At 64.0% G+C, this 19,003-nt stretch carries 14 protein-coding genes; 4 read left to right on the forward strand and 10 right to left on the reverse strand.

What is annotated here, in order from left to right; translation table 11 throughout:
- Positions 1-307: 307 nt before the first annotated feature.
- From NA29_RS12495 to NA29_RS12520, 6 genes are all read right to left on the reverse strand, one after another.
- Entirely contained in the window at positions 308-748 is a 441-nt protein-coding gene (locus tag NA29_RS12495; protein WP_039398530.1) for a PRC-barrel domain-containing protein, read from the reverse strand.
- Positions 749-907: 159 nt separating this feature from the next.
- Positions 908-1,270, reverse strand: a complete 363-nt coding sequence (locus tag NA29_RS12500) for a BON domain-containing protein (protein ID WP_039398532.1) — start codon at positions 1,268-1,270, stop codon at positions 908-910.
- Between the two features lie 224 nt (positions 1,271-1,494).
- Positions 1,495-2,445, reverse strand: a complete 951-nt coding sequence (locus tag NA29_RS12505) for a BON domain-containing protein (protein ID WP_084103698.1) — start codon at positions 2,443-2,445, stop codon at positions 1,495-1,497.
- A gap of 332 nt (positions 2,446-2,777) precedes the next feature.
- On the reverse strand, positions 2,778-4,328 hold the full coding sequence (locus NA29_RS12510) for a sensor domain-containing diguanylate cyclase (protein WP_052252887.1): 1,551 nt from the start codon (positions 4,326-4,328) through the stop codon (positions 2,778-2,780).
- Positions 4,329-4,347: 19 nt separating this feature from the next.
- Positions 4,348-5,652: a DUF2252 domain-containing protein gene (locus tag NA29_RS12515; RefSeq protein WP_371328966.1), complete on the reverse strand. Its 1,305-nt coding sequence runs from the start codon at positions 5,650-5,652 to the stop codon at positions 4,348-4,350.
- A gap of 217 nt (positions 5,653-5,869) precedes the next feature.
- Positions 5,870-7,585 (reverse strand): mechanosensitive ion channel family protein, encoded by a 1,716-nt coding sequence (locus NA29_RS12520; protein WP_072633276.1) that lies wholly within the window; start codon positions 7,583-7,585, stop codon positions 5,870-5,872.
- A 295-nt stretch (positions 7,586-7,880) separates the two neighbouring features.
- Between NA29_RS12520 and NA29_RS12525 the strand changes: the two genes are divergently transcribed.
- The gene (locus NA29_RS12525; protein WP_039398538.1) at positions 7,881-10,001 is read left to right on the forward strand and encodes a putative bifunctional diguanylate cyclase/phosphodiesterase; all 2,121 of its coding nucleotides are present in this window, start codon (positions 7,881-7,883) and stop codon (positions 9,999-10,001) included.
- 25 nt (positions 10,002-10,026) lie between these two features.
- Here the strand turns inward: NA29_RS12525 and NA29_RS12530 are convergent, their stop codons facing one another.
- The 3 genes from NA29_RS12530 to NA29_RS12540 form a co-directional block, all read right to left on the reverse strand.
- Entirely contained in the window at positions 10,027-10,593 is a 567-nt protein-coding gene (locus NA29_RS12530) for a winged helix-turn-helix transcriptional regulator (protein ID WP_039398540.1), read from the reverse strand.
- A gap of 221 nt (positions 10,594-10,814) precedes the next feature.
- On the reverse strand, positions 10,815-12,359 hold the full coding sequence (locus NA29_RS12535; RefSeq protein WP_052253259.1) for a DHA2 family efflux MFS transporter permease subunit: 1,545 nt from the start codon (positions 12,357-12,359) through the stop codon (positions 10,815-10,817).
- Between the two features lie 140 nt (positions 12,360-12,499).
- The gene (locus NA29_RS12540; RefSeq protein WP_052252888.1) at positions 12,500-13,645 is read right to left on the reverse strand and encodes an HlyD family secretion protein; all 1,146 of its coding nucleotides are present in this window, start codon (positions 13,643-13,645) and stop codon (positions 12,500-12,502) included.
- A 142-nt stretch (positions 13,646-13,787) separates the two neighbouring features.
- Here NA29_RS12540 and NA29_RS12545 point away from each other — a divergent pair, with 142 nt between their 5' ends.
- Positions 13,788-15,329: an efflux transporter outer membrane subunit gene (locus NA29_RS12545; RefSeq protein ID WP_052252889.1), complete on the forward strand. Its 1,542-nt coding sequence runs from the start codon at positions 13,788-13,790 to the stop codon at positions 15,327-15,329.
- Positions 15,330-15,351: 22 nt separating this feature from the next.
- Here NA29_RS12545 and NA29_RS12550 read toward each other — a convergent pair whose 3' ends face one another.
- Positions 15,352-16,398, reverse strand: coding sequence for a DNA-binding protein (locus NA29_RS12550; protein WP_052252890.1), 1,047 nt, complete (start codon positions 16,396-16,398; stop codon positions 15,352-15,354).
- 149 nt (positions 16,399-16,547) lie between these two features.
- Between NA29_RS12550 and NA29_RS12555 the strand changes: the two genes are divergently transcribed.
- Positions 16,548-17,660, forward strand: coding sequence for a site-specific integrase (locus NA29_RS12555; protein ID WP_052252891.1), 1,113 nt, complete (start codon positions 16,548-16,550; stop codon positions 17,658-17,660).
- A 196-nt stretch (positions 17,661-17,856) separates the two neighbouring features.
- Complete coding sequence (locus NA29_RS12560; RefSeq protein ID WP_039398542.1) at positions 17,857-18,990, forward strand: NAD(P)H-dependent flavin oxidoreductase; 1,134 nt, start codon at positions 17,857-17,859, stop codon at positions 18,988-18,990.
- Positions 18,991-19,003: the final 13 nt, after the last annotated feature.

Below are 19,003 nucleotides of genomic sequence, written 5' to 3' on the forward strand. Positions count from 1 at the left end.
TACCGGTCATCCGGACGATCAGCACGCCGCCCTGTTCACTCCGCGCGATCGCTCGACATACTTGCCGGGCGGGCGCAGCGGGGGTTCTTCTACCGGCGGATCGAGCGGCCGGTCGGGCGGAGGCATCGGCGTCGGCTCGTCCTCGTCAGGGGGCGACTTCGGCGGCGGTGTCCCCGGCGGCGTCCTCGGCGGTTTACCCGGCGGGTTGCCCGGGTCGTACGGCTCAGGCAAATGCCCGTCCAGTCGGGGGGCCTGCGTCAGCCAGCGAATATGATTTAGGCTCGGCATGAGCAAGGACGCGTACGGCTCAATGCCAGTACGGGTCGACGGTGTAATAGGTATGCACCTGCTCGGCCCAATGCATGTCGGCCATACTCGGCCAGTGATCCTTGTCGAACCCCGGTGCCTTCTTGAGGGCCTCTTTGTCGATGTTCAGGATGAAACGCTTGTTCTCCACGTCGAGCTGCAAGGCATGCCACGGAATGGCGAACAGCTTGTCGCCCATGCCGAGGAAGCCGCCAAAGGACAACACGGCGTAAGCGACGGTGCCGCGCTGGACGTCGAGCATAATGTGCTTGACCTTCCCCAGGCTCTCGCCTGCGGTGTTCACGACGTCTTCGGCGTCGAGCGTGTCGGCCGCCATTACGGACGGGCCGGGCCCGTCGGGCAGCTTGTGCGATGCGCCCACGATGCGAGCGCCTGTTTGACTGGTTTGGGGCGTTTGACCCCGGCCGGATTGCATAGTCATGATTCCTCCTTCGCTAATGAAGTCGAGGCGCGCATTTCAGAACAACGGCGAACAAATCAACAGCGTCATCCCCAAAAAGCGTCCTCGACAGGGCGAGAGTGCGGTCTCTTGTACGTTGCGGCAACGCGTGTCGCCGCAACGTCCTGTAATGACTGACGCTTACTTGGCGGATACCTTGATGTCGTTCTTGACATCGACCACGCCGTCTACGCCCTTGACCGTATCCTCGACGAGGGTCTTCTGTGCCGACTCAGGCACCGAACCCGTCAGATGCACCACGCCGTGGCGCGTCGTGACGTGGACCTTGGTCGACGGCACATCCTTCTTGGCGAGCAACTCGGCCTTGACCTTGGCGGTCAGCGCCGAATCGTCGATCTTGCGGCCGGTATCGCTCATCACGCCGCTGGCGCTCGCGTTATCGGCAATCTTGATGATCCCGCCCTGATCGAGCGCGTGGGCTGCGATGCCCGTGGTAGCAAGTGCACCCGCCATGACGAGTTTGAGCAGATTGGCTTGTTTCATTGTGTTGACCTCCCGAAATTGGCCGTCGCAACCTTGGCATTGCTTTGCCTTTGGGCGTCACCTCCTGCACGTCACGCGTGCGGCGCCCATACGACGACCGAGTCTTAGGTGATACATCCCCTCGCCCGGAGATGCCCGGTCTTGCCTCTTGACCGGCGTCTTCGGTGCTTTGCCTGTATCGCTGCACCTCGGATGCCGGTTTGTCCTTTGTTCGTTTGTCTGCGCTAAATCTTGTGGCCTTCCTGGCTCTCGCCCGGGCGGCTCATCGATTTCATACGTCGCTCGTGCAACCGGTTGTCGACGCCCTTTACGCCGTCGACCTTCTCCACTTCCGTCTGCACGACGTGTTGCATCCAGCGTTCGGGCACATACCCAGTCAGCAGTACAAGGCCCGACGTCACGGTCACTTCGACGTGGGAGACGTCGAGGTCGACGGCACCGGACAGCGACTTTCGAATCGCGTCGTGTACCGCGCTATCGGCCCCCACGTCTGCCCTTTCATCACCACGCCCACCGCTACGGCCCCGACTCCCTGCTGCCTGTCCGGCTTCGCCCTCGATATCCTCGACGTTGCTGGCCTTCGCATTACGCTTGAATGCATCCGCGGCATCCATCGGATCGACGCCGACCGTGCCTTCCGGCCAGTCGACCCGTTGCGACTGCGACGGACTTCTTACCTGGGGCACCGATCCGGAGGCATCCCGTCCGGTCCCGGCATAGTCGTCGTGCGGGCCATAGGCGCTTTGCCGTCCGAATCGCGGATGCGCACCCGGCGCTGCATCCGCCGGGCCGTAACCGCTCTCCTCGCCGTGAGCGATCTCCGGGGCATACCCGTGACCGCCCGCCCCACTCGTCGATGTCTGCGCTTCACCTTTGGACGTCGTACGCTTCGGCGACGACGCGCCCAGCCATTCCGGCTCGCTTTGCTTGCCCGCTTGCGCCGTTTGTTCGTCACGCGCTGCGGACTGCCGGGCTTCATGCGGCTGCGGCGTATCCGCGTCGTCCAACGCCTCCATCGGCGCGCCATGCGTCTCGGCATCACCGTCTTCATGCGTCAGGGCGTGTTGCTCGTGCTCCGACGGGTACTTCGTGCCGTCCTGCGTTCCTTCGTTCGCCAACCCACGCTTGTCAGTCTTGCTGGGCGGTGTTGGTGATGGGGGGTTACGCTTCGCCATGACTGGCTCCTTGACTGCCGTCCGTGCTATTGAAGCTCGCACCGGACTTGTTGAAATCGATTGTAGAGAGCGAGTGTCATTCAGCGAATCGGCGGAATCTGAAAGACGTGTAGGCGGGCGCTGGCAAAACGGTTATGGAGGGCGCATCAATACTTCTGGACGTAAATAGTCGCCAAAAGATCAATGGCTTACAGCCGTCTTCTGATCCTCTTGAAGAACGAGAGATTCGGGAGAAAATTTGGACTGTGAAGCGCCGATCCGCACCCGTTTCGGGCGCGGAATCAGACAATTCCTACGAGGAGACGGGGGGACCCTGTCCGAAATCGATAGACCTACGATTCCGATGCCGCCATCGCATCGTCTTCCGACGCGACGATGACGCGATTGCGGCCGGTGGCTTTGGCACGATAAAGCGCCCGGTCGGCCGCCTTGACGAGCATATCGACCGACTCCCCGGCCTGCGGCTGTCGGCAAGCCACACCGATGCTCACTGTCACGTGACCGAAGTCGCTCGACGCGTGGTCGAGATTGAGCCGGTCGACCGCCAGCCGGATACCCTCCGCTACCCGTTGAGCGCCCAGCGCATCGGTGTCCGGCAGAACGGCAATGAATTCCTCCCCGCCGTAACGCCCGGCTGCATCCGACGGGCGTTGCAGCGCCGCACCGATGGCGCTGGCGACCGCCGCAAGTGCAGCGTCACCTGCCTGATGCCCGTGCGTATCGTTGTAGCGCTTGAACCAGTCGATATCGATGAAGGCGACGGCCAGCGAATGTCCGGCGCGACGCATGCGCCGCCACTCCTGGGCAAGGATCTTGTCGAGCGAGCGGCGGTTCGAGAGGCCGGTCAGCCCGTCCGTGCGGGCCAGAAGTCGCAATTCCCGCTCTGCCTTCAGACGTCGCCGCAATTGGGCTGCGAGGAGAAACGACGTCAGCACGAACCCTGCGTTGAGCAGCAGAAACAGTCCACCGAACTCGATGACACGCTTGTGCCACGGGGCCAGCGTTTCGTCGCTGGACGTCACGACGATCAGCGTCAGGGGGGCATTGCTCAGAAACCGTCGCGACATCAGGCTGTCACGCCCCATGAAGCGGATTGGAAAAATGCGGTATTCGTCACGCCCCGGGGGCATCGATTCGTAGCGACCGGTCTGCGCCATCGTCAACCCGATGACGTTTTCGTCGTACGGTTTGCGCATGAGAATTACGCCGTCCTTGCCGAGCAGGAGGATCACCCCCTGACGTCCGACTTCGATGTGATCGAACAAGTGACGGAAATATTCGATGTCCACCGCGAGCGATACGACGCCGCCGAATGAGCCGTCGGCGCGGGCGATGCGTCGGCTCATGACCATGGTCGGCACGTTGTTGCGAAGGCGCGAATGGATAAAGCCGCTCACGTACAGTCCGGCGTCCGGGTTAGCGCGATGAACGCTGAAATAGTCCCGGTCGGCGAAGTTGAACGGTCGCGGCACATCGCTCTCCGCGTCGATGGCGATGTTTCCCTCGGGGTCGAGCACGACGAGCGACCCGATGTAGCGCGATGCACCCGCCCGCTCGAAGATCAGCTCACGGCGAAGTGCGGGCGCCATGGCCTCGACGTCGGGACGCGCCAGCAACTTCACGACCGCATCGAGCGACGCCTCGTACAGTTGGAAGTTGAGCTCGAGATCCCGCTCCATGACTTCCGCGATGTTGCGCTGGTTGTCGGCCGCGCGCGCGAGCACGAGCAACCGCCCCTCGTAGAGCAACGCCACGGCCACCGCCATGACCAGGATGGATATCCCCACACCGCTCCAGACGATGAGCGTTGGCGTGCGCGCGACCCAGCGCACCGCCGTTTCCAACGCGACGACAATGCGTGCCTGTAACCGATGCAGCGGCATACTTCAATGCGCTCCTTGTTCAGGCCATAAAGTCGGCGGCCATATCCGCGTCGGTGCGGGCTTCGAGCCGCCCGTCCCGACACGCCTTGCGGAACACTTCGTAGTCCCGCTCGACCTGATCGGCGTAGTCCGTCGCGTAATGAATCATCGCCTCGCCCAGACGAATCCCCTTGCCGACGTAGCCCACGAGTTCGGGCGCGCATCCTCCCGCTTTGGCATGCGCACGGGCCAGCACCCAGCCGCACAGGCCAGCGTACTCGCGGAAGCCGTCGGCACGGAACAACTCGAATTGCGCGGAGATCTTCATGTCGCGCAACTGGCGGCCGTAGATGGAACGGCCGAACGGCCCTGCCCCCCAGCCGAGGAAGGCGTCAGAGGCCGCCTGCATGAGGCGCTGCCCTTCGACCACACGACGCCCGTCATGCTTGGGCGTGACATTGCGGAAAAAGCGCGAGACGACCGAGCGCGACGCCTCCTTGAACTGAAGAAAAAGGGGCTGGTCGTGGGTATCCATCATCAGCAACACCAAGCAACGCGTACCGACGCTGCCGACGCCCACCACTTTGAAGGCCATGTCCTGCTGCGTATAGCTATCGAGCATTCGGGCACGATCGGGCGGGAGCGAATTGGCGTAACTCTTATAGACGGGGGCAAACAAGGTGCGCCAGTCGCCCAGACCCAGCCAGTCGTCTTCCGGACCGAAGAGCGTGGTCGCACCGTGGACGTGGAACACCGTGGGCGGCGTGTCGCGAATCTGCCAGTGATCGCCGACCTGCTGCGCGAACTTCGGCAGGACGTTCTCATGGGTGCGGCCGGACGCCCGTGCGATGCCACGCTTGACACCCTCGCGCACCCGATCGGTTCTGGCCAGATTGAGCATGCGCTCGAAGGTGATCTGTTCGTGCCAGAGTTCGATGGTCGGCATGTGGGCATACTCGTCCAGCCGCCGGGCGTAGCTGTCCACGGCGGCGCGCACCATCTCGACACCCAGCGTGTCGCCGAAGCCGAACTGCCTTGCGGCGAGCACCAGACTCGCACACAGTCGCTTCAGATCCCACTCCCACGGGCCGGGCGCGGTTTCGTCGAAATCGTTCAGATCGAAGATCAACGTCCGTTCCGGGGTGGCGAAACCGCCAAAGTTCGCCAAATGGCAGTCCCCGCAGATCTGAAGGGTGAGCCCGGTGTTCGGCGTACCGGCCAGATCGTGCGCCTGGACAATCGCACTGCCTCGATAGAACGCGAACGGCGACGCCAGCATCCGTCCGTAACGCAGCGGCACGAGCGCCGCCACCCGCCCCTCGCTGCTCGTTCGCAACAGTTCCACGATATCGCGGTCCGTGTTACCGAGATGCGAATGGCTGCTGCGAGGCGTCTTTTCGCGAAGCTGCCGCCCCGCTGCGACGCGAGCCTCGAATGGCACGCCAGGCACCGTCGGCTGTGAGGTTGATGTAGGCGCGACAGGCGCTGCGGTCGGAGCGGCTGGGGTCGCTTTCGCGGCACTTACCTTTTTCGTCAATGATTTAACGGCCATGACCAGCTCCTTATTCTTTTGATGTCGGCGACGGTGCGGATGTCGACGGCACGCCGCCCGCATCCACAGGCGCGCGCGCCGGGATCGGATACCAGTGTTCCGGCCGGATCGTCAGCGGCGAATGAGGTTGCTCTTCGAAATGCGGCGACATGATTTGCACGCCATAACGGTTGAAGACGTCCTGAATGTTTTCGTGAAGCGCAGAAATCGCAGCGAAACGCGTGGATGGGTCGCGCAAGGTGCCGAAGACTTCATACTCGACGTAGAAGTCCGACAGCGCCCGCTGCAACACGTACGGCGCGGGCTCAGCGGCGATTTGCGGCGTCTGCGTCGCCGCTTCGATCAGCATCGCGTGCACCTGACGCCAGGGCGTGTCGTAGCCGATGGTCAGCGTCGTGCTAATTGCAACGCCACGCCCGCGCCCCTGCGCCGTGAAGTTGCGCACCGTAGAAGCCACGACGACGGCGTTCGGGATGGTCAGTTCTTCCTGCGCGAGATTGCGCAGCTTGACCGAAAGCGCATCGACGCCGACGACCACACCGGTAGCGTCGCCGATCGACACGAGATCGCCCTTCTTTAGCGAGCGGCTGTAGATCACGACCATCCCGCTCATCAACTGATTCACAATGCCGCTCGAGCCCAGCGTGACCATGAGGCCGAGCAGGACAGACAGACCTTTGAAGACGTCGCTCTGCGCCCCCGGCATGTAGGGGTAAGCGAATGTCAGCGCAAGCCCCCAGACCACGACCGCCGCCACGCGCCGCGTCGCGCCGGCGGTCTCGGGGTGCATGCCAGGAATCGACAGACGGCCGCTTTGCACCGCGTCGAAGACATTGTTGACGAGGCTCTGCAGCGCGCGCGTGAGAAGAAAGATGACGATGACGGTGAGGATGCCCGGGATGGCCGCAGCCACCCCGATGCCGAAACGGTCAACAAGCGTCCAGAGGAAGTCCGACAGGCGACCGGCCAGCGGCTGACTGGCCGGGAACTGCATCAGCACGAAGATGAGGTAGAGGTAAGCGAAGGCCAGCGCGAGACACACAGCCCCGATCTGCACGATCTGGTGCACAAGGTGGACAGCCGACCCCGTCCAGTCGAAGGTGCGGGCCGTGCGTTGCAGGACACGCTTTTCGAAGGCAGCCTGAAGACGCGCCTCAAGCCGGGTCCGCATGCGCCCGATGCCGATCACGAACATGGCCAGCACCACGGCACCGAGCGCACTGAGCGCGATGCCGCGCAGAATCGTTGGCCAGTGAAGCTGCTCGCGGCGGGCAGCGAAGGCCGTCTGAAGATTCGCTTGCACCTCGGCCACCACGGCGTCGAGCGGACGCGGGTCGCCCGGCGCGAGGTCGTCGGACGTGAGCGCGAAGAGGATTCGGTCGCGCACGCGGAAGGCCACGCCGGATACGCCGCCGAGCGACGCGTGCAGTACGTCGACGGGCAAATCGAAGGTGCTGCCGGGCAGACTGTCGAGTACCGCCTGCGCCCGCGCCGCCCGAACTTCAGGGGTTGCGCCACCCAGCGTGCCACGGAACGTCGCGACCGGCCGGTCCATGAAGCGAAGCTCGGCCCCGTCGCTCGGGGCGTTGGCGGATGTGTCCGCCGCACCCGAGGATGCCTCCGGCACAGCGGCGACCGCAGATGTTGCCGATACCGCAGCCGTGAGCGGCGCGACGGCTATTCCAACCACCACCAGCACTTGCAACAGCCCCATGCGAATGCGCATATCACGGCTCCTGCGGGCACATTGGCCTCCAAGATTGCACTCAGTGAGAGGAATTCCCAACGAAATCAGGCAAAATCTAGGGCTGCTGTATTTCGCCCCGCGCGGGCGGGTATGGACGGATTATTCACTATGGCATCGGCACTGTCGAGCATCGACGCAGCAGACGGAAATACCCGCGCGCGGGGTGTCGGCAGGCGCAGGTCCCCAGATTCTCGGAAATATTCCACCGCAATCCTCAACTATTGGCGCTGCATGCCGATAACCAGTTAAGCGGGACTTTTCGGTCGGTTTTCATATGTCCAGTTCGTACAGTGGTTGGCTTGTTGCGCTATCGCTCGCAGTGGCAGTACTGGCGTCGTTCACGGCGCTCGACCTTTCCGGTCGCATCTATCTTCTGACCCACCGTGGCATGCGCCACGCGTGGCTTGCCGTGGGCGCGACCGCCATGGGCATCGGCATCTGGTCGATGCACTTCATCGGCATGCTCGCCCTGTCGCTGTCGCCTTCGTGGTCGCCGCTCGACTCGAAAGCCACACTTGCGCTCGGTTACGACCCGGCCATCACGGCGGCCTCGCTCGGTATTGCAATCGCGATTTCGTGGGCGGCGCTCTGGCTCGTCGCCAGCGAACGCTTCACCCGGTGGCGTCTCGGATGCGCGGGCGTCACGCTAGGCATCGGCATCGCCGCCATGCATTACTCAGGCATGGCCGCCATGAAGATGGACCCGGCCATTAGCTACGATCCGATGCTTTTCGCTGCATCGATCGCCATTGCGATTGCGGCCGCCACGGCGGCGCTGTGGATTGCCCGGACGCTGCGCGACGGCAGTCTGCGGTATGTAATGGCCAAGCGCGTGGGCGCCGCTGTCGTCATGGGGCTCGCCATCACGGCGATGCACTACACGGGCATGTCGGCCGCCACGTTCGCCGCGGGTGCCGTCTGCGGCGCTGCCAACGGCGTGAGTTCGCCGTGGCTGGTGACGACCGTGAGCCTGTTCACCTTCCTGATTCTGGTCACCACTCTGCTCGTCTCCCGTCTGGATGCACGCACGAGCTTCCTGGCCAACTCTGTCCTGCAATTGAACACCCAGATCGCCCGCATGGCGACGTACGACGCGCTGACGGATCTGCCCAACCGCCGCGCCCTGCATGACGCGGCCGCACGAATGCTGATCAACTCGCGTCGCGACCAGCGCCGGTTCGCGGTGCTGTTCATGGATCTGGACGGCTTCAAGACCATTAACGATTCGCTGGGTCATAACGTGGGCGACGACGTGCTGCGCGCCTTCGCCAAGCGACTGCGCAAGAACGTGAACGGCGACGACGTGGTGGCCCGGCTGGGCGGCGACGAGTTCGTTGTGCTGCTCGGTTCGCTGTCGTCACCCGAAGTCGCGGGACGCGTGGCGCAGCGACTGCTCGACGACATGCGTGACGGCCTGAAGGTGGGCTCCCAGTCGCTGCACGTCATGCCCAGCATTGGCGTGGCGCTCTTCCCGGACGACGGCGATAGCATCGACCTGCTGCTCAAGCACGCCGACACCGCAATGTACGAAGCCAAGCGCGCGGGCCGGGGCATCTTCCGGTACTTCGAGCCGCGCATGAACGCTGCGGCCCAGCGCACCTGGGAGATCCAGCAAGCACTGCACGACGCCGAGAGCGCGCAGTACTTCTCGCTGCACTTTCAGCCGAAGTATCGAGGCGACACCGAGGCGCTGGCGGGTGCCGAGGCACTGCTGCGCCTCACGCACCCGACCTTCGGCGAGTTGCAGCCGGCCGACTTCATCCCGGTCGCCGAGCGCACCGGTCAGATCGTACAGATCGGTTACTGGGTGGTACGTGCCACCTGCCAGCACATCAAGGAGTGGGATGCGGCCGGGTTGCCGCCGGTGAAGGTTGCGATCAACTTGTCGCCGCGCCAGATGGCGCAGTCGCAATTGGTCGAGAACATCGTGGAAATCGTGAAGGACGCCGGCATCGCCTGCACGCGCCTGATGTTCGAGATCACGGAGACGGTGGCGATGTTCGATGCACAGCACACGATCGACGTGATCCGCGCCTTCCAGGATCACGGCTTCGAGGTGGCGATCGACGACTTTGGGACGGGCTATTCGAGTCTGGCGTACTTGCAGCGCTTTCGCGTCAAGCAGTTGAAGATGGACCGCTTCTTCACCAACGGACTGGATACGTGCGGACGCGAAGGCAGCGCCGTGGTGTCGGCGATCATCGCGCTGGCGCACTCACTCGATATGGACGTGGTTGCCGAAGGCGTCGAGACGGCTTCACAACGCGAGGCGCTCAAGACCCTCGATTGCGACGAGCTGCAAGGCTTCCTGCTGGGCAAACCGCTGACCGGTGACGCCTTTGCGCGCCTGCTTGCATCGCTGCCGGGCATCCCCGGCGCTGCTGTGATGGCCTGAGCGGCCGTCACAATCTCAAACAAAATCAACGATCAGCCGCCGCTTCCTCAGAACCGACTTCCGCTTTTGCTGTTGCTTCTGCGTCCGCCACAGGCTGTCCCGTCGCAAACGCCGCGGCTCGCGCCAGGCGCGCACGCATGCCCTCGTTTGCCACCGGCCCTGCGCTCGGCACGTGCCGCTTCGGGTCCAGACGCAACCCCGTCACTGCATCGACCACGACCGGCTCGACCACTTGCCCCGTCTCCCGGTCCACCAACTGAGCTGCAATGCCTTCCGGCGCAAAGTGCCGATTGCCCCACGCGAGCAATGCCCACAGCACCGGGCGGAAATCCCGGCCGGCGTCGGTCAGCACATATTCGAAGCGCGGCGGGCGGTCGCAGTACTGACGACGCGCCAGCAAGCCTTCCTCCACCAACGCGTTCAGACGTCGGGTCAGCATGTTGGGCGCGATATCCAGGCGACGCTGAAAATCGTCGAAGCGCGTGGTGCCGTAGCCAGCCTCGCGCAAGATCAGGATGCTCCACCATTCGCCTACGCGCTCAAGGCTGCGGGCAATGGGGCACTGCATGTCGCGGAATGTCTTTCGTTGCATAAGGATTCCTCCTGTTCAGCGCCGTCGATGACGACAGCGCTGCCTATTACCATGCAAGTGAGCATAAGCGCGTCGACACCGGCGGGCAAGCCGCCCGTGTCTCGAGAACTTCATATTTCACTTCAACATCGAGGCGCCACCCTGCTGCGCCATTGAAAATCAATCACTTACGAATCATTTGCAATGCAAATAGTTTGAAGTGAATTCTCCGACCGGTATCCTCAATGCGCATCTGCGCTCGGCGCTTTGGGCGGTGCAACCCGTCGCATGAGCGGCACCATCAGCGTCACGCCCAGGAAGATCAGCCCCAACCCGCCGAAGATGTCGCCGAAGGTAATCGTCTGCGCCTCGCGCAATGTCAGCAGCCACAGTTGCCGAAGCGCCGCCGTCTGCGCGTCAACCACATCCAGACCCGTCGCGCCCAGTCGCCCCGCCACGCTCGCCAGCCACTGACCGACCGCCGGATTGCCCTCACCCATGCGCTCGGCGAGCCGGAAGAAGTGCAGATTCGTCCGATCGTTAAGGACCGTCGTACAGACGGCAATCCCAATAGCACCGCCGAGGTTGCGCATCAGATTGAAAAGCCCCGACGCCAGGCGCAATCGCGCAGGCGGAAGGCTGCCCAGCGTCAGCGTGACAATCGGCGCCACCGCGAACTGTTGCGACGCACCGCGCAGCGCCTGCGGCAGCATCAGTTGCAACGATCCCCAATCATGCGTGATGGGCGCGAACTGCCACATCGACAAGGCAAAACCGCCAATCCCAAGCATCATCAAGATGCGCAAATCGATCCGGTTGGCCAGCATTGCGTAGATAGGAATCGACAACAACTGGAAGACCCCCGTCGAGAACACGGCCATCCCGATCTCGAACGCCGAAAATCCGCGCACGCGCCCAAGGAACAGCGGCGTGAGGTAAATCGTCGCGAAGATGCCGATGCCCGTTGCAAACGAGAAGAAGCACCCGAGCGCGAAGTTCCGCTGCTTGAGCGCCCGCAAATCCACGATCGGCTGCGAATACGCCAGACTGCGCCAGATGAACGCCACGCCGCATAGCCCCGCGAGCCACGCCGTCGCACGGATGGTGTCGTCACCGAACCAGTCCCAGCGCGGCCCCTCTTCCAACGTGTATTCAAGACATCCAAGGCTGACCGCCATCAGGACCATGCCGAGATAGTCGGCACCGCGCAGCAGCGAGAAGTCGGGACGGTCGATGCGCACCAACAGCGGCACCATCACCGTCACGAAGATGCCCGGCACGATGTTGATGAAAAACAGCCAGTGCCACGAGTAGTTGTCCGTGATCCACCCACCGATGGTCGGCCCGAGTGTCGGCGCCAATGACGAAAGACCACCGATCACAGCCGCCGCCACCACGCGCTGCGGCCCGCTGAAGAAGGCGAACGCCGTGGTAAAGACCAGGGGAATCATCGAGCCGCCGAGAAACCCTTGCAGCGCTCGGAACGCGATCATGCTCTGGATGTTCCACGCCGCGCCGCACAGCAGGCTCGCCACGGTAAAGCCCGCCGCCGACGCGGCAAAGATCCAGCGCGTCGACATCACGCGAGACAGCCAGCCCGAGAGCGGGATCACGATGATCTCGGCAATCAGGTAACTGGTCTGCACCCAGGCCGTTTCGTCTGCCCCCGCCGAGAGCCCACCGCCGATATCGCGCAACGACGCCGACACGATCTGAATGTCGAGCAGCGCGATAAACATGCCGACGACCATCGTGCCAAAGGCGATGATCTTGGCGGGCGTCGACATGGCGTCGACCGAGAAGCCGCCACCCGCCGGTGCGGGCGCCGCCGCCAGTCGCGGTCGCTCGTCGTTCGCGGAATGCCCCGGCGATCCACCGGCGTCACCACTGGCAGGCAGCGGTTGCGCTGCCCCCGAGTTCGCGGCGCTCATCGCGCGGCCACCTTGGCGGGCGCCGGGGCCGACGACTTGTCGCCGCCACCATCACCACGCGCATCCACCTCGGCCGTCACCGAGAGACCGGGGCGCAGCGTCCCCAGACGTGCGTCCGCATCGTCAAGCTGCACGCGCACCGGCACGCGCTGCACGATCTTGGTGAAGTTACCCGTCGCGTTTTCTGGCGGCAACACGCTGAATTGTGCGCCCGTCGCAGGGGCAAGACTCGCCACACGGCCGTGGAAGACGCGACCGGGCAACACGTCTGCCTCGATCTTCACCGGCATGCCGGGACGCAAATGCGCCACCTGCCCCTCCTTAAAGTTCGCATCGACCCAAAGACCGTGTGCTGGCACGACGGCCAGCAGTTGTGTGCCCGCCTGCGCGTACGCACCCGGACGTGCCCGACGGTTCCCGATCGTGCCGTCGACCGGCGCACGAAGGACCGTGTATTCGACGTTGAGTTTGGCGATGTCGCGCTCGGCGACAGCCTGAGCCAGTGCCGCCTGCGCCTGCTGCTTCTGCGTGGCGATCACGTCCAGTTGACGCTCGGCCGCCACGGCTCCTGCCTCCGCCCGATCACGATTCGCGGCGAGCTGCTTGTAATCGGCGTCCGCCTTCTGTGCGCTCTGCACCGACACCGCCGCCTTAGCGACGAGATCCTGATAGCGCACCTGATCGTCATGTGCGCGCCGCGCGTCGGCAGTGACGGCCACCACGCTGGCGCGCGCCTGTGCAATGACCGCCGCCTGCAATTTCGCCGTCGCATCGAGATTCGCAATCAGCGCCTGCTGCGCGGCAACAGCCCCTTCGGCCTTTGCCAAGGCGGCCCGGTAATCGCGATCGTCCAGCCGTACCAGCACGTCGCCCGCATGCACCGTCTGGTTATCCGTCACCAGCACTTCTGCGATGTAACCCGGCACCTTGGGGCCGAGCACGGTGACGTCGCCACCCACATAGGCGTCGTCAGTCGATTCCAGATAGCGCGCCGTCGTCCACCAGTAAGTCCCGTAGCCAAGCACCGCGATCGCCGCGACGACAATCGCGCCACGCATGGCGAGGCGGCGCGGGAGCTTGCGCTTCTCAGAGGGACCACCCGGTTGGCTGGCTTGTTGGGTGGGAGTGCTCGGGGATGTCATGGGTCGATCCTTCTTCGTGCTTGAGGCAGTGATTAGGCAGTGATGAAACGGAAAACGAGAAATCGCAATCCGGGGGTTGCTTTCATAATGGAAGTGAGTATAGAGTTGCAACTATCATCTTGCAAGTAACTAGTTAAATTCCATGAATGCAACCCTGCTTACGGTGTCCGGCGTTACCCCGTCGATTCTGCGCAATGCCTTACTGGCGCTATCTGTCAGCGCGATGGCCGGCTGCGCGGTCGGCCCCGATTACGTCGCACCGAAGGCCGATTTGCCGACGCACTTCCAGGGCAGCGCAGCCCTTGCGCAACGCGATGCGAGCCGTGGGCTGACGGGGGCACCGCCAGAAAGCGGCGTGGCATTGGATCGATGGTGGACGGAATTTCATGACCCAGTGCTCACGGAGATCGTCGAGCAGGCACTCGCGGAGAACCTCGACTTGCAGGCCGCCATGGCACGTGTCGAGCAAGCCCGGGCGCAAGCGCGCGCGGCCGGGGCACAACGGCTGCCCTCGCTGACACTGGATGGCAGCGTCACGCGCGAGCACCAGTCGCTCGAAAGCCCCCTTGGCGTAGTGGCGCGTAACCTCCCCGGCTACAACCGCAACATGACGATCTACGACATCGGCGCGGGCGCGAGTTGGGAGCTGGATCTGTTTGGTGGACTGCAGCGCTCAGCGCAGGCCGCAGGTGCGTTGGCACAAGCGGCGCAGGCACAGCGAGACGGCGTGCGTGTGAGCATCGTGGCCGAAGCCGCCGATGCCTATTTCCGCGTCAGAGCCGCCCAGCGACGGCTGGCGATTGCTCAGGACCAGATCGACACCGACGCCCGGTTGATGGAAATCGTCCGATTGCGGCTGAAAGATGGCTTGGCGACGGCGCGCGAACTGGCCCAATCGGAAGCGTTGCTGGCACAAGCACGCACGACGCTGCCGCCGCTGCGTATCGAGCGCGAGACACAACTCAATCGGCTCGATGTGTTGATGGGCGCCGCGCCGGGTACGTATGCACGACGCATGAGCGTGGTAACGCAGGATGACGACCTGAAAGCGCGTCCGCTGACGATTCCCGCCATCGGTGACGCCAGCGCCCCCACCGATTTGCTGCGCCGCCGACCGGACGTCATCGCCGCTGAACGCAAACTGGCCGCGTCGAACGAAAGGATTGGCGCATCGCTCGCGGAGTACTACCCGAAGCTGTCACTCTCCGGCGTGCTGGGATTCGACACACTCGCCGGCGGACGAGTGCCGAGCGTCGCGACGTTCCAGCCGCTTGCCGCGCTGGGCCTGCGCTGGCGTCTGTTCGATTTCGGACGCATCGACGCCGAGGTCGCTCAGGCGCGCGGCGCAAACGCACAAGCCTTAGCGGAGTACCGGCTGTCAATGCTGCACGCCACGGAAGATGTCGAAAACGCCATCGTCACACTAGTGGAACTCGAGCAGCAACGTAAGGATCTGGCGAGCGCTGTCGACGCACAGACACGCGCTCGCGACAGCGCGCAGGAGGCTTACACGGGCGGGACCGTCAGTCTTTACGAAGTGCTCGACGCCGACCGCCAGTTATTGACGGTGCGCGACGCCGATGCCCGGGCACAGGCAGACAACGCGCGGGCGGCCGTCGCGACGTTCCGTGCGCTTGGGGGTGGATGGGAGGCAGATGCGCCGACACTGGCGCAGGCGAAGTGAAGGTCGGCGCCACTGCCACCAGTCAAGGACGTCGCGCCCGACGCAACACTGAAGCCGTCGGCGCGACGGCGCTGCTAAGCCGCCGTTTGACGCCCGGCGTTACGCCAGACGTCACACCCCGCCCGGCCGCCGAGACTGGTGGCGCCGCCAACATCGACTGATAGGTCGAGGCCAATGCTTCTTGCGTGCTGACTTGCTCGCGTAGTCGCGCGATCACGGCATCCTGCAACGCTTTGGCCGAACGCATTTCGTGCTGCGCTTCGGTCATCGCAGCGAGACTCGCCTCGGTGTCCTGCAATTGACGTTGCGCGTGCTTGCGCTCCTGCTGCAACGACTTGATGGATTCGCGCGCCGCGTCCAACTCCAGCATCAATCGGCGCTCGTTGGCATCGGCACGCTCGGCCAACTTCGTACGTTCGGCATCCCAGTCGGCACGATGCGAGGCATGCGCGTCCTGCATCGCTTGCGCCGCGTCGCGCGCCGAGGCAAGCGACTGACGCGACGCAACGGCATCCGCCTGCGCATCGATAAGCAACGCCTCGGCGCGACGTGCCTGCGCCTGCGCCTCATCGCGCGCCTGACGCGCATCCGCCGCCGCAGTCTCCGCCGAAGCAATCCGCTCGTGGAGCACGGCGCGGGCTTGCTCCAACGCTTCACGATCCGCCGCCAATTCGGCCTCCCGCGCATCGAGCGCTGCTCGCCGCACGGCGGCCTCCTCGGCCAGCGCCGTACGAGCTTCGCGAACCGCCAACGTCCACATATCCAATGCGGCTCGGGCCACCGGCTCCGGCATGGACATACCTTCCGGCAAACCCGCCAGACCGCCATTGACACCGCCCCCACCGTTCAGACGCGCCCCCAATCCCGCAAACCATGCGTCCAGATACGGACTCACGGTGTTCGGCGATCCGCGCCCCAGTTGCTGGCGAATCCGCTCAATCGTCGGACGCTGCCCTGACATCAATAGCGCATCGGCGGCCGTCCACACATCGTGCTCGGAAATACCGCGACCGCCCTGTCGAGGCGACGGCGCGAGCGTGGCGGATTTGGGGGTTTGGGACGCAGTCATCGCGAACACTCCTTGAAATCGACGGCATTGCCAAATAAGTCACGATAATGGAAGATTATCGATACTTATTTATTACATACGTTATATTTACTACATATTACATATGAATTCATATGTTCAGTAGAAAAATTACGTTTCAAGGCGACTCAATGCGCAAAAGCAACGCTGGCGATCTCGTGAAAATCGTGGACGCAGCTCACCTCCCCGTGCCACTGGACCCGACAACGTTGGATGCCGACGCGCGAGATGCTGCACAGGCGCTCGTTCGTGAAGGCGACTCGGCAAATACGCGTCAGAGTTATCAGTCGGCGATGCGTTACTGGATGGGCTGGTATCGGTTGCGCTACGGTGCGCCGCTGATCCCCCCGCTATCGCCCGCAGCGATCGTGCAGTTCGTCGTCGATCACGCGCAGCGTCAGGCCAGGCATGGGCTGACGACAGAGATGCCCGAAGCACTCGATGCGGCGCTGGTCGCACAAGGTCTCAAAGCGCGCACCGGTCCGCCCGCGCTCGCGACGCTGCTCCACCGGATGAGCGTCATTGCCAAGCTACATACGACGCGCGATCTACCCAATCCCTGCGCCGAACCGGCGGTAAGGGAGTTGCTCGCCAAGACGCGACGTGCCTATGCGAAGCGAGGCGTGCGGACCGCCAAGAAAGATGCCCTCACCCGCGAACCGTTGCGGGCGCTTCTGGCGACCTGCGACGACTCGCTGCGCGGCAAGCGCGATCGGGCGTTACTGCTTTTCGCATGGGCGAGCGGCGGACGCCGACGCTCCGAAGTCGTTCGCGCAACGTGTGAGAACGTGCGGCGCAGCGGACCGGAACATTACGTCTACGCGCTCGGCTGGTCGAAGACGAACCAGCAAGGGGCCGACCGCCCAGAGAATGACAAGCCGGTGACGGGTGCAGCCGCCGCCGCGCTCACGGACTGGCTGGCGGCGTCCGGCATCGAAGACGGTCCGATCTTCAGGCGCGTGCGGCGCGGCGGCCATGTTGGGGAAGCGCTTTCGGAGGCTGCGGTGCGCGATATCGTGCGCGAGCGCTGCGCACTGGCAGGCCTCGACGGCGATTTCTCTGCGCACTCGTTGCGCGCAGGCTTCGTGACGGAAGCGGCACTTCAGCAAGTGCCACTGGCGGAGACGATGTCGATGACCGGACACACCAGCGTGGCCACCGTCGTCGGGTACTTCCGTCGGGCAGACATGCAACGCTCGCGTGCCGCCGATCTGATGGGTACCGACGACGGCGCGCAAGAATAGGCATTACGTGAGCGATGCTCAGTTATTGCCCGTCGAACGCAAGCCGCTGTGAGATGCCCCGACAGCGTCAAGGGTGGTTGGCATAAAGATGCATTTAAGTGGTATCTTTTGTCGCGATGGGCGTATGCCATAGTGAACATACCGCCTGCTTTGACTGCTGCTGTTCCCCATTGAACACTCTTAGGTGCAGATCGTCATGCCTAGCTCCCTTGCATCCCAATCCCGCAATCGTGCGCTCATCGAGCGACTCGGCCTGCTCACGCCAATCATTCAGGCGCCGATGGCGGGCACATCCACACCGGCGCTTGCTGCGGCCGTCTCAAACGCAGGCGGACTCGGCTCCATCGGCGTGGCGGCGGGAAATGCGCAAACGGCTCGCAAAGCCATTCACGACACGCGCGCCCTCACGCGCAAGCCGTTCAACGTCAACGTGTTCTGTCACGCACCGGCCAAACTCGACGCCTCGCGCGATGCCGCCTGGCTGGCCTATCTGGCGCCGGAATTTGCACAATTCGACGCCGCGCCGCCCGTCACGCTCAGCGAGATCTACAAGAGCTTCGTCGCCGACGACGCGATGTACGCGATGCTGCTCGAAGAGCGTCCGGCCGTCGTTAGCTTCCATTTCGGTTTGCCGTCGCAAGAGAAAATCGACGCGCTGCACGCCGCTGGCATCATGCTGTTCGCCACGGCGACAAACCTCTCCGAAGCCCGCGCCATCGAAGCGGCTGGCGTGGACGCCATCGTCGCGCAGGGGTATGAGGCAGGCGGCCATCGCGGACGCTTCGAAGATCTCGGCGACCGCGTGCCGACCGACGACGAACAGCTCGGCACCCTCGCCCTCGTACGGTTGATCGTGACGCACACGTCCGTTCCCGTGATCGCCGCTGGCGGCATCATGGACGGCGCAGGCATCGCTGCGGTGCTCGCGCTCGGCGCGCAGGCTGCACAACTCGGCACGGCCTTCGTCGCATGCCCGGAATCGTCGGCCGACGCTGCCTACCGCGAACGACTCACCGGCCCGAATCCGCCTCGCACCGCCCTCATTCGCGCTATCTCCGGACGCCCCGCTCGTGGCTTCGTCAATCGGCTCTATGCGCTTGAACAGACGGCCGAGCGCCCCGACTTGCCTGCCTATCCTGTGACGTATGACGCAGGAAAGGCCATCAACGCCGCCGCCAAGGCCAAGGGCAACAGCGACTACGCCGCACAATGGGCCGGTCAGGCCGCACCGCTCGCCCGCGCGATGCCAGCCGCTGAGCTTGTTGGCGTGCTGCGCGCGGAAGTGCATGAGACGTTGGACGCGCTGCGCGATCTCGCGGCCGGTTTCTGAGACAGGGCGAGAC

The sequence above is a fragment of the Pandoraea sputorum genome (assembly GCF_000814845.2).
Taxonomy (GTDB): Bacteria; Pseudomonadota; Gammaproteobacteria; order Burkholderiales; family Burkholderiaceae; genus Pandoraea; species Pandoraea sputorum.

Excerpts from the sequence above, each read along its gene's own strand:
- NA29_RS12555 (WP_052252891.1), top strand. The coding sequence starts at position 16,548 with ATGCGCAAAAGCAACGCTGGCGATCTCGTGAAAATCGTGGACGCAGCT.
- NA29_RS12535 (WP_052253259.1), bottom strand. The coding sequence starts at position 12,359 with ATGTCGACGCCCGCCAAGATCATCGCCTTTGGCACGATGGTCGTCGGC.
- NA29_RS12520 (WP_072633276.1), bottom strand. The coding sequence starts at position 7,585 with ATGCGCATTCGCATGGGGCTGTTGCAAGTGCTGGTGGTGGTTGGAATA.
- NA29_RS12560 (WP_039398542.1), top strand. The coding sequence starts at position 17,857 with ATGCCTAGCTCCCTTGCATCCCAATCCCGCAATCGTGCGCTCATCGAG.
- NA29_RS12550 (WP_052252890.1), bottom strand. The coding sequence starts at position 16,398 with ATGACTGCGTCCCAAACCCCCAAATCCGCCACGCTCGCGCCGTCGCCT.
- NA29_RS12545 (WP_052252889.1), top strand. The coding sequence starts at position 13,788 with ATGAATGCAACCCTGCTTACGGTGTCCGGCGTTACCCCGTCGATTCTG.
- NA29_RS12505 (WP_084103698.1), bottom strand. The coding sequence starts at position 2,445 with ATGGCGAAGCGTAACCCCCCATCACCAACACCGCCCAGCAAGACTGAC.
- NA29_RS12525 (WP_039398538.1), top strand. The coding sequence starts at position 7,881 with ATGTCCAGTTCGTACAGTGGTTGGCTTGTTGCGCTATCGCTCGCAGTG.
- NA29_RS12530 (WP_039398540.1), bottom strand. The coding sequence starts at position 10,593 with ATGCAACGAAAGACATTCCGCGACATGCAGTGCCCCATTGCCCGCAGC.
- NA29_RS12510 (WP_052252887.1), bottom strand. The coding sequence starts at position 4,328 with ATGCCGCTGCATCGGTTACAGGCACGCATTGTCGTCGCGTTGGAAACG.
- NA29_RS12500 (WP_039398532.1), bottom strand. The coding sequence starts at position 1,270 with ATGAAACAAGCCAATCTGCTCAAACTCGTCATGGCGGGTGCACTTGCT.
- NA29_RS12495 (WP_039398530.1), bottom strand. The coding sequence starts at position 748 with ATGACTATGCAATCCGGCCGGGGTCAAACGCCCCAAACCAGTCAAACA.
- NA29_RS12540 (WP_052252888.1), bottom strand. The coding sequence starts at position 13,645 with ATGACATCCCCGAGCACTCCCACCCAACAAGCCAGCCAACCGGGTGGT.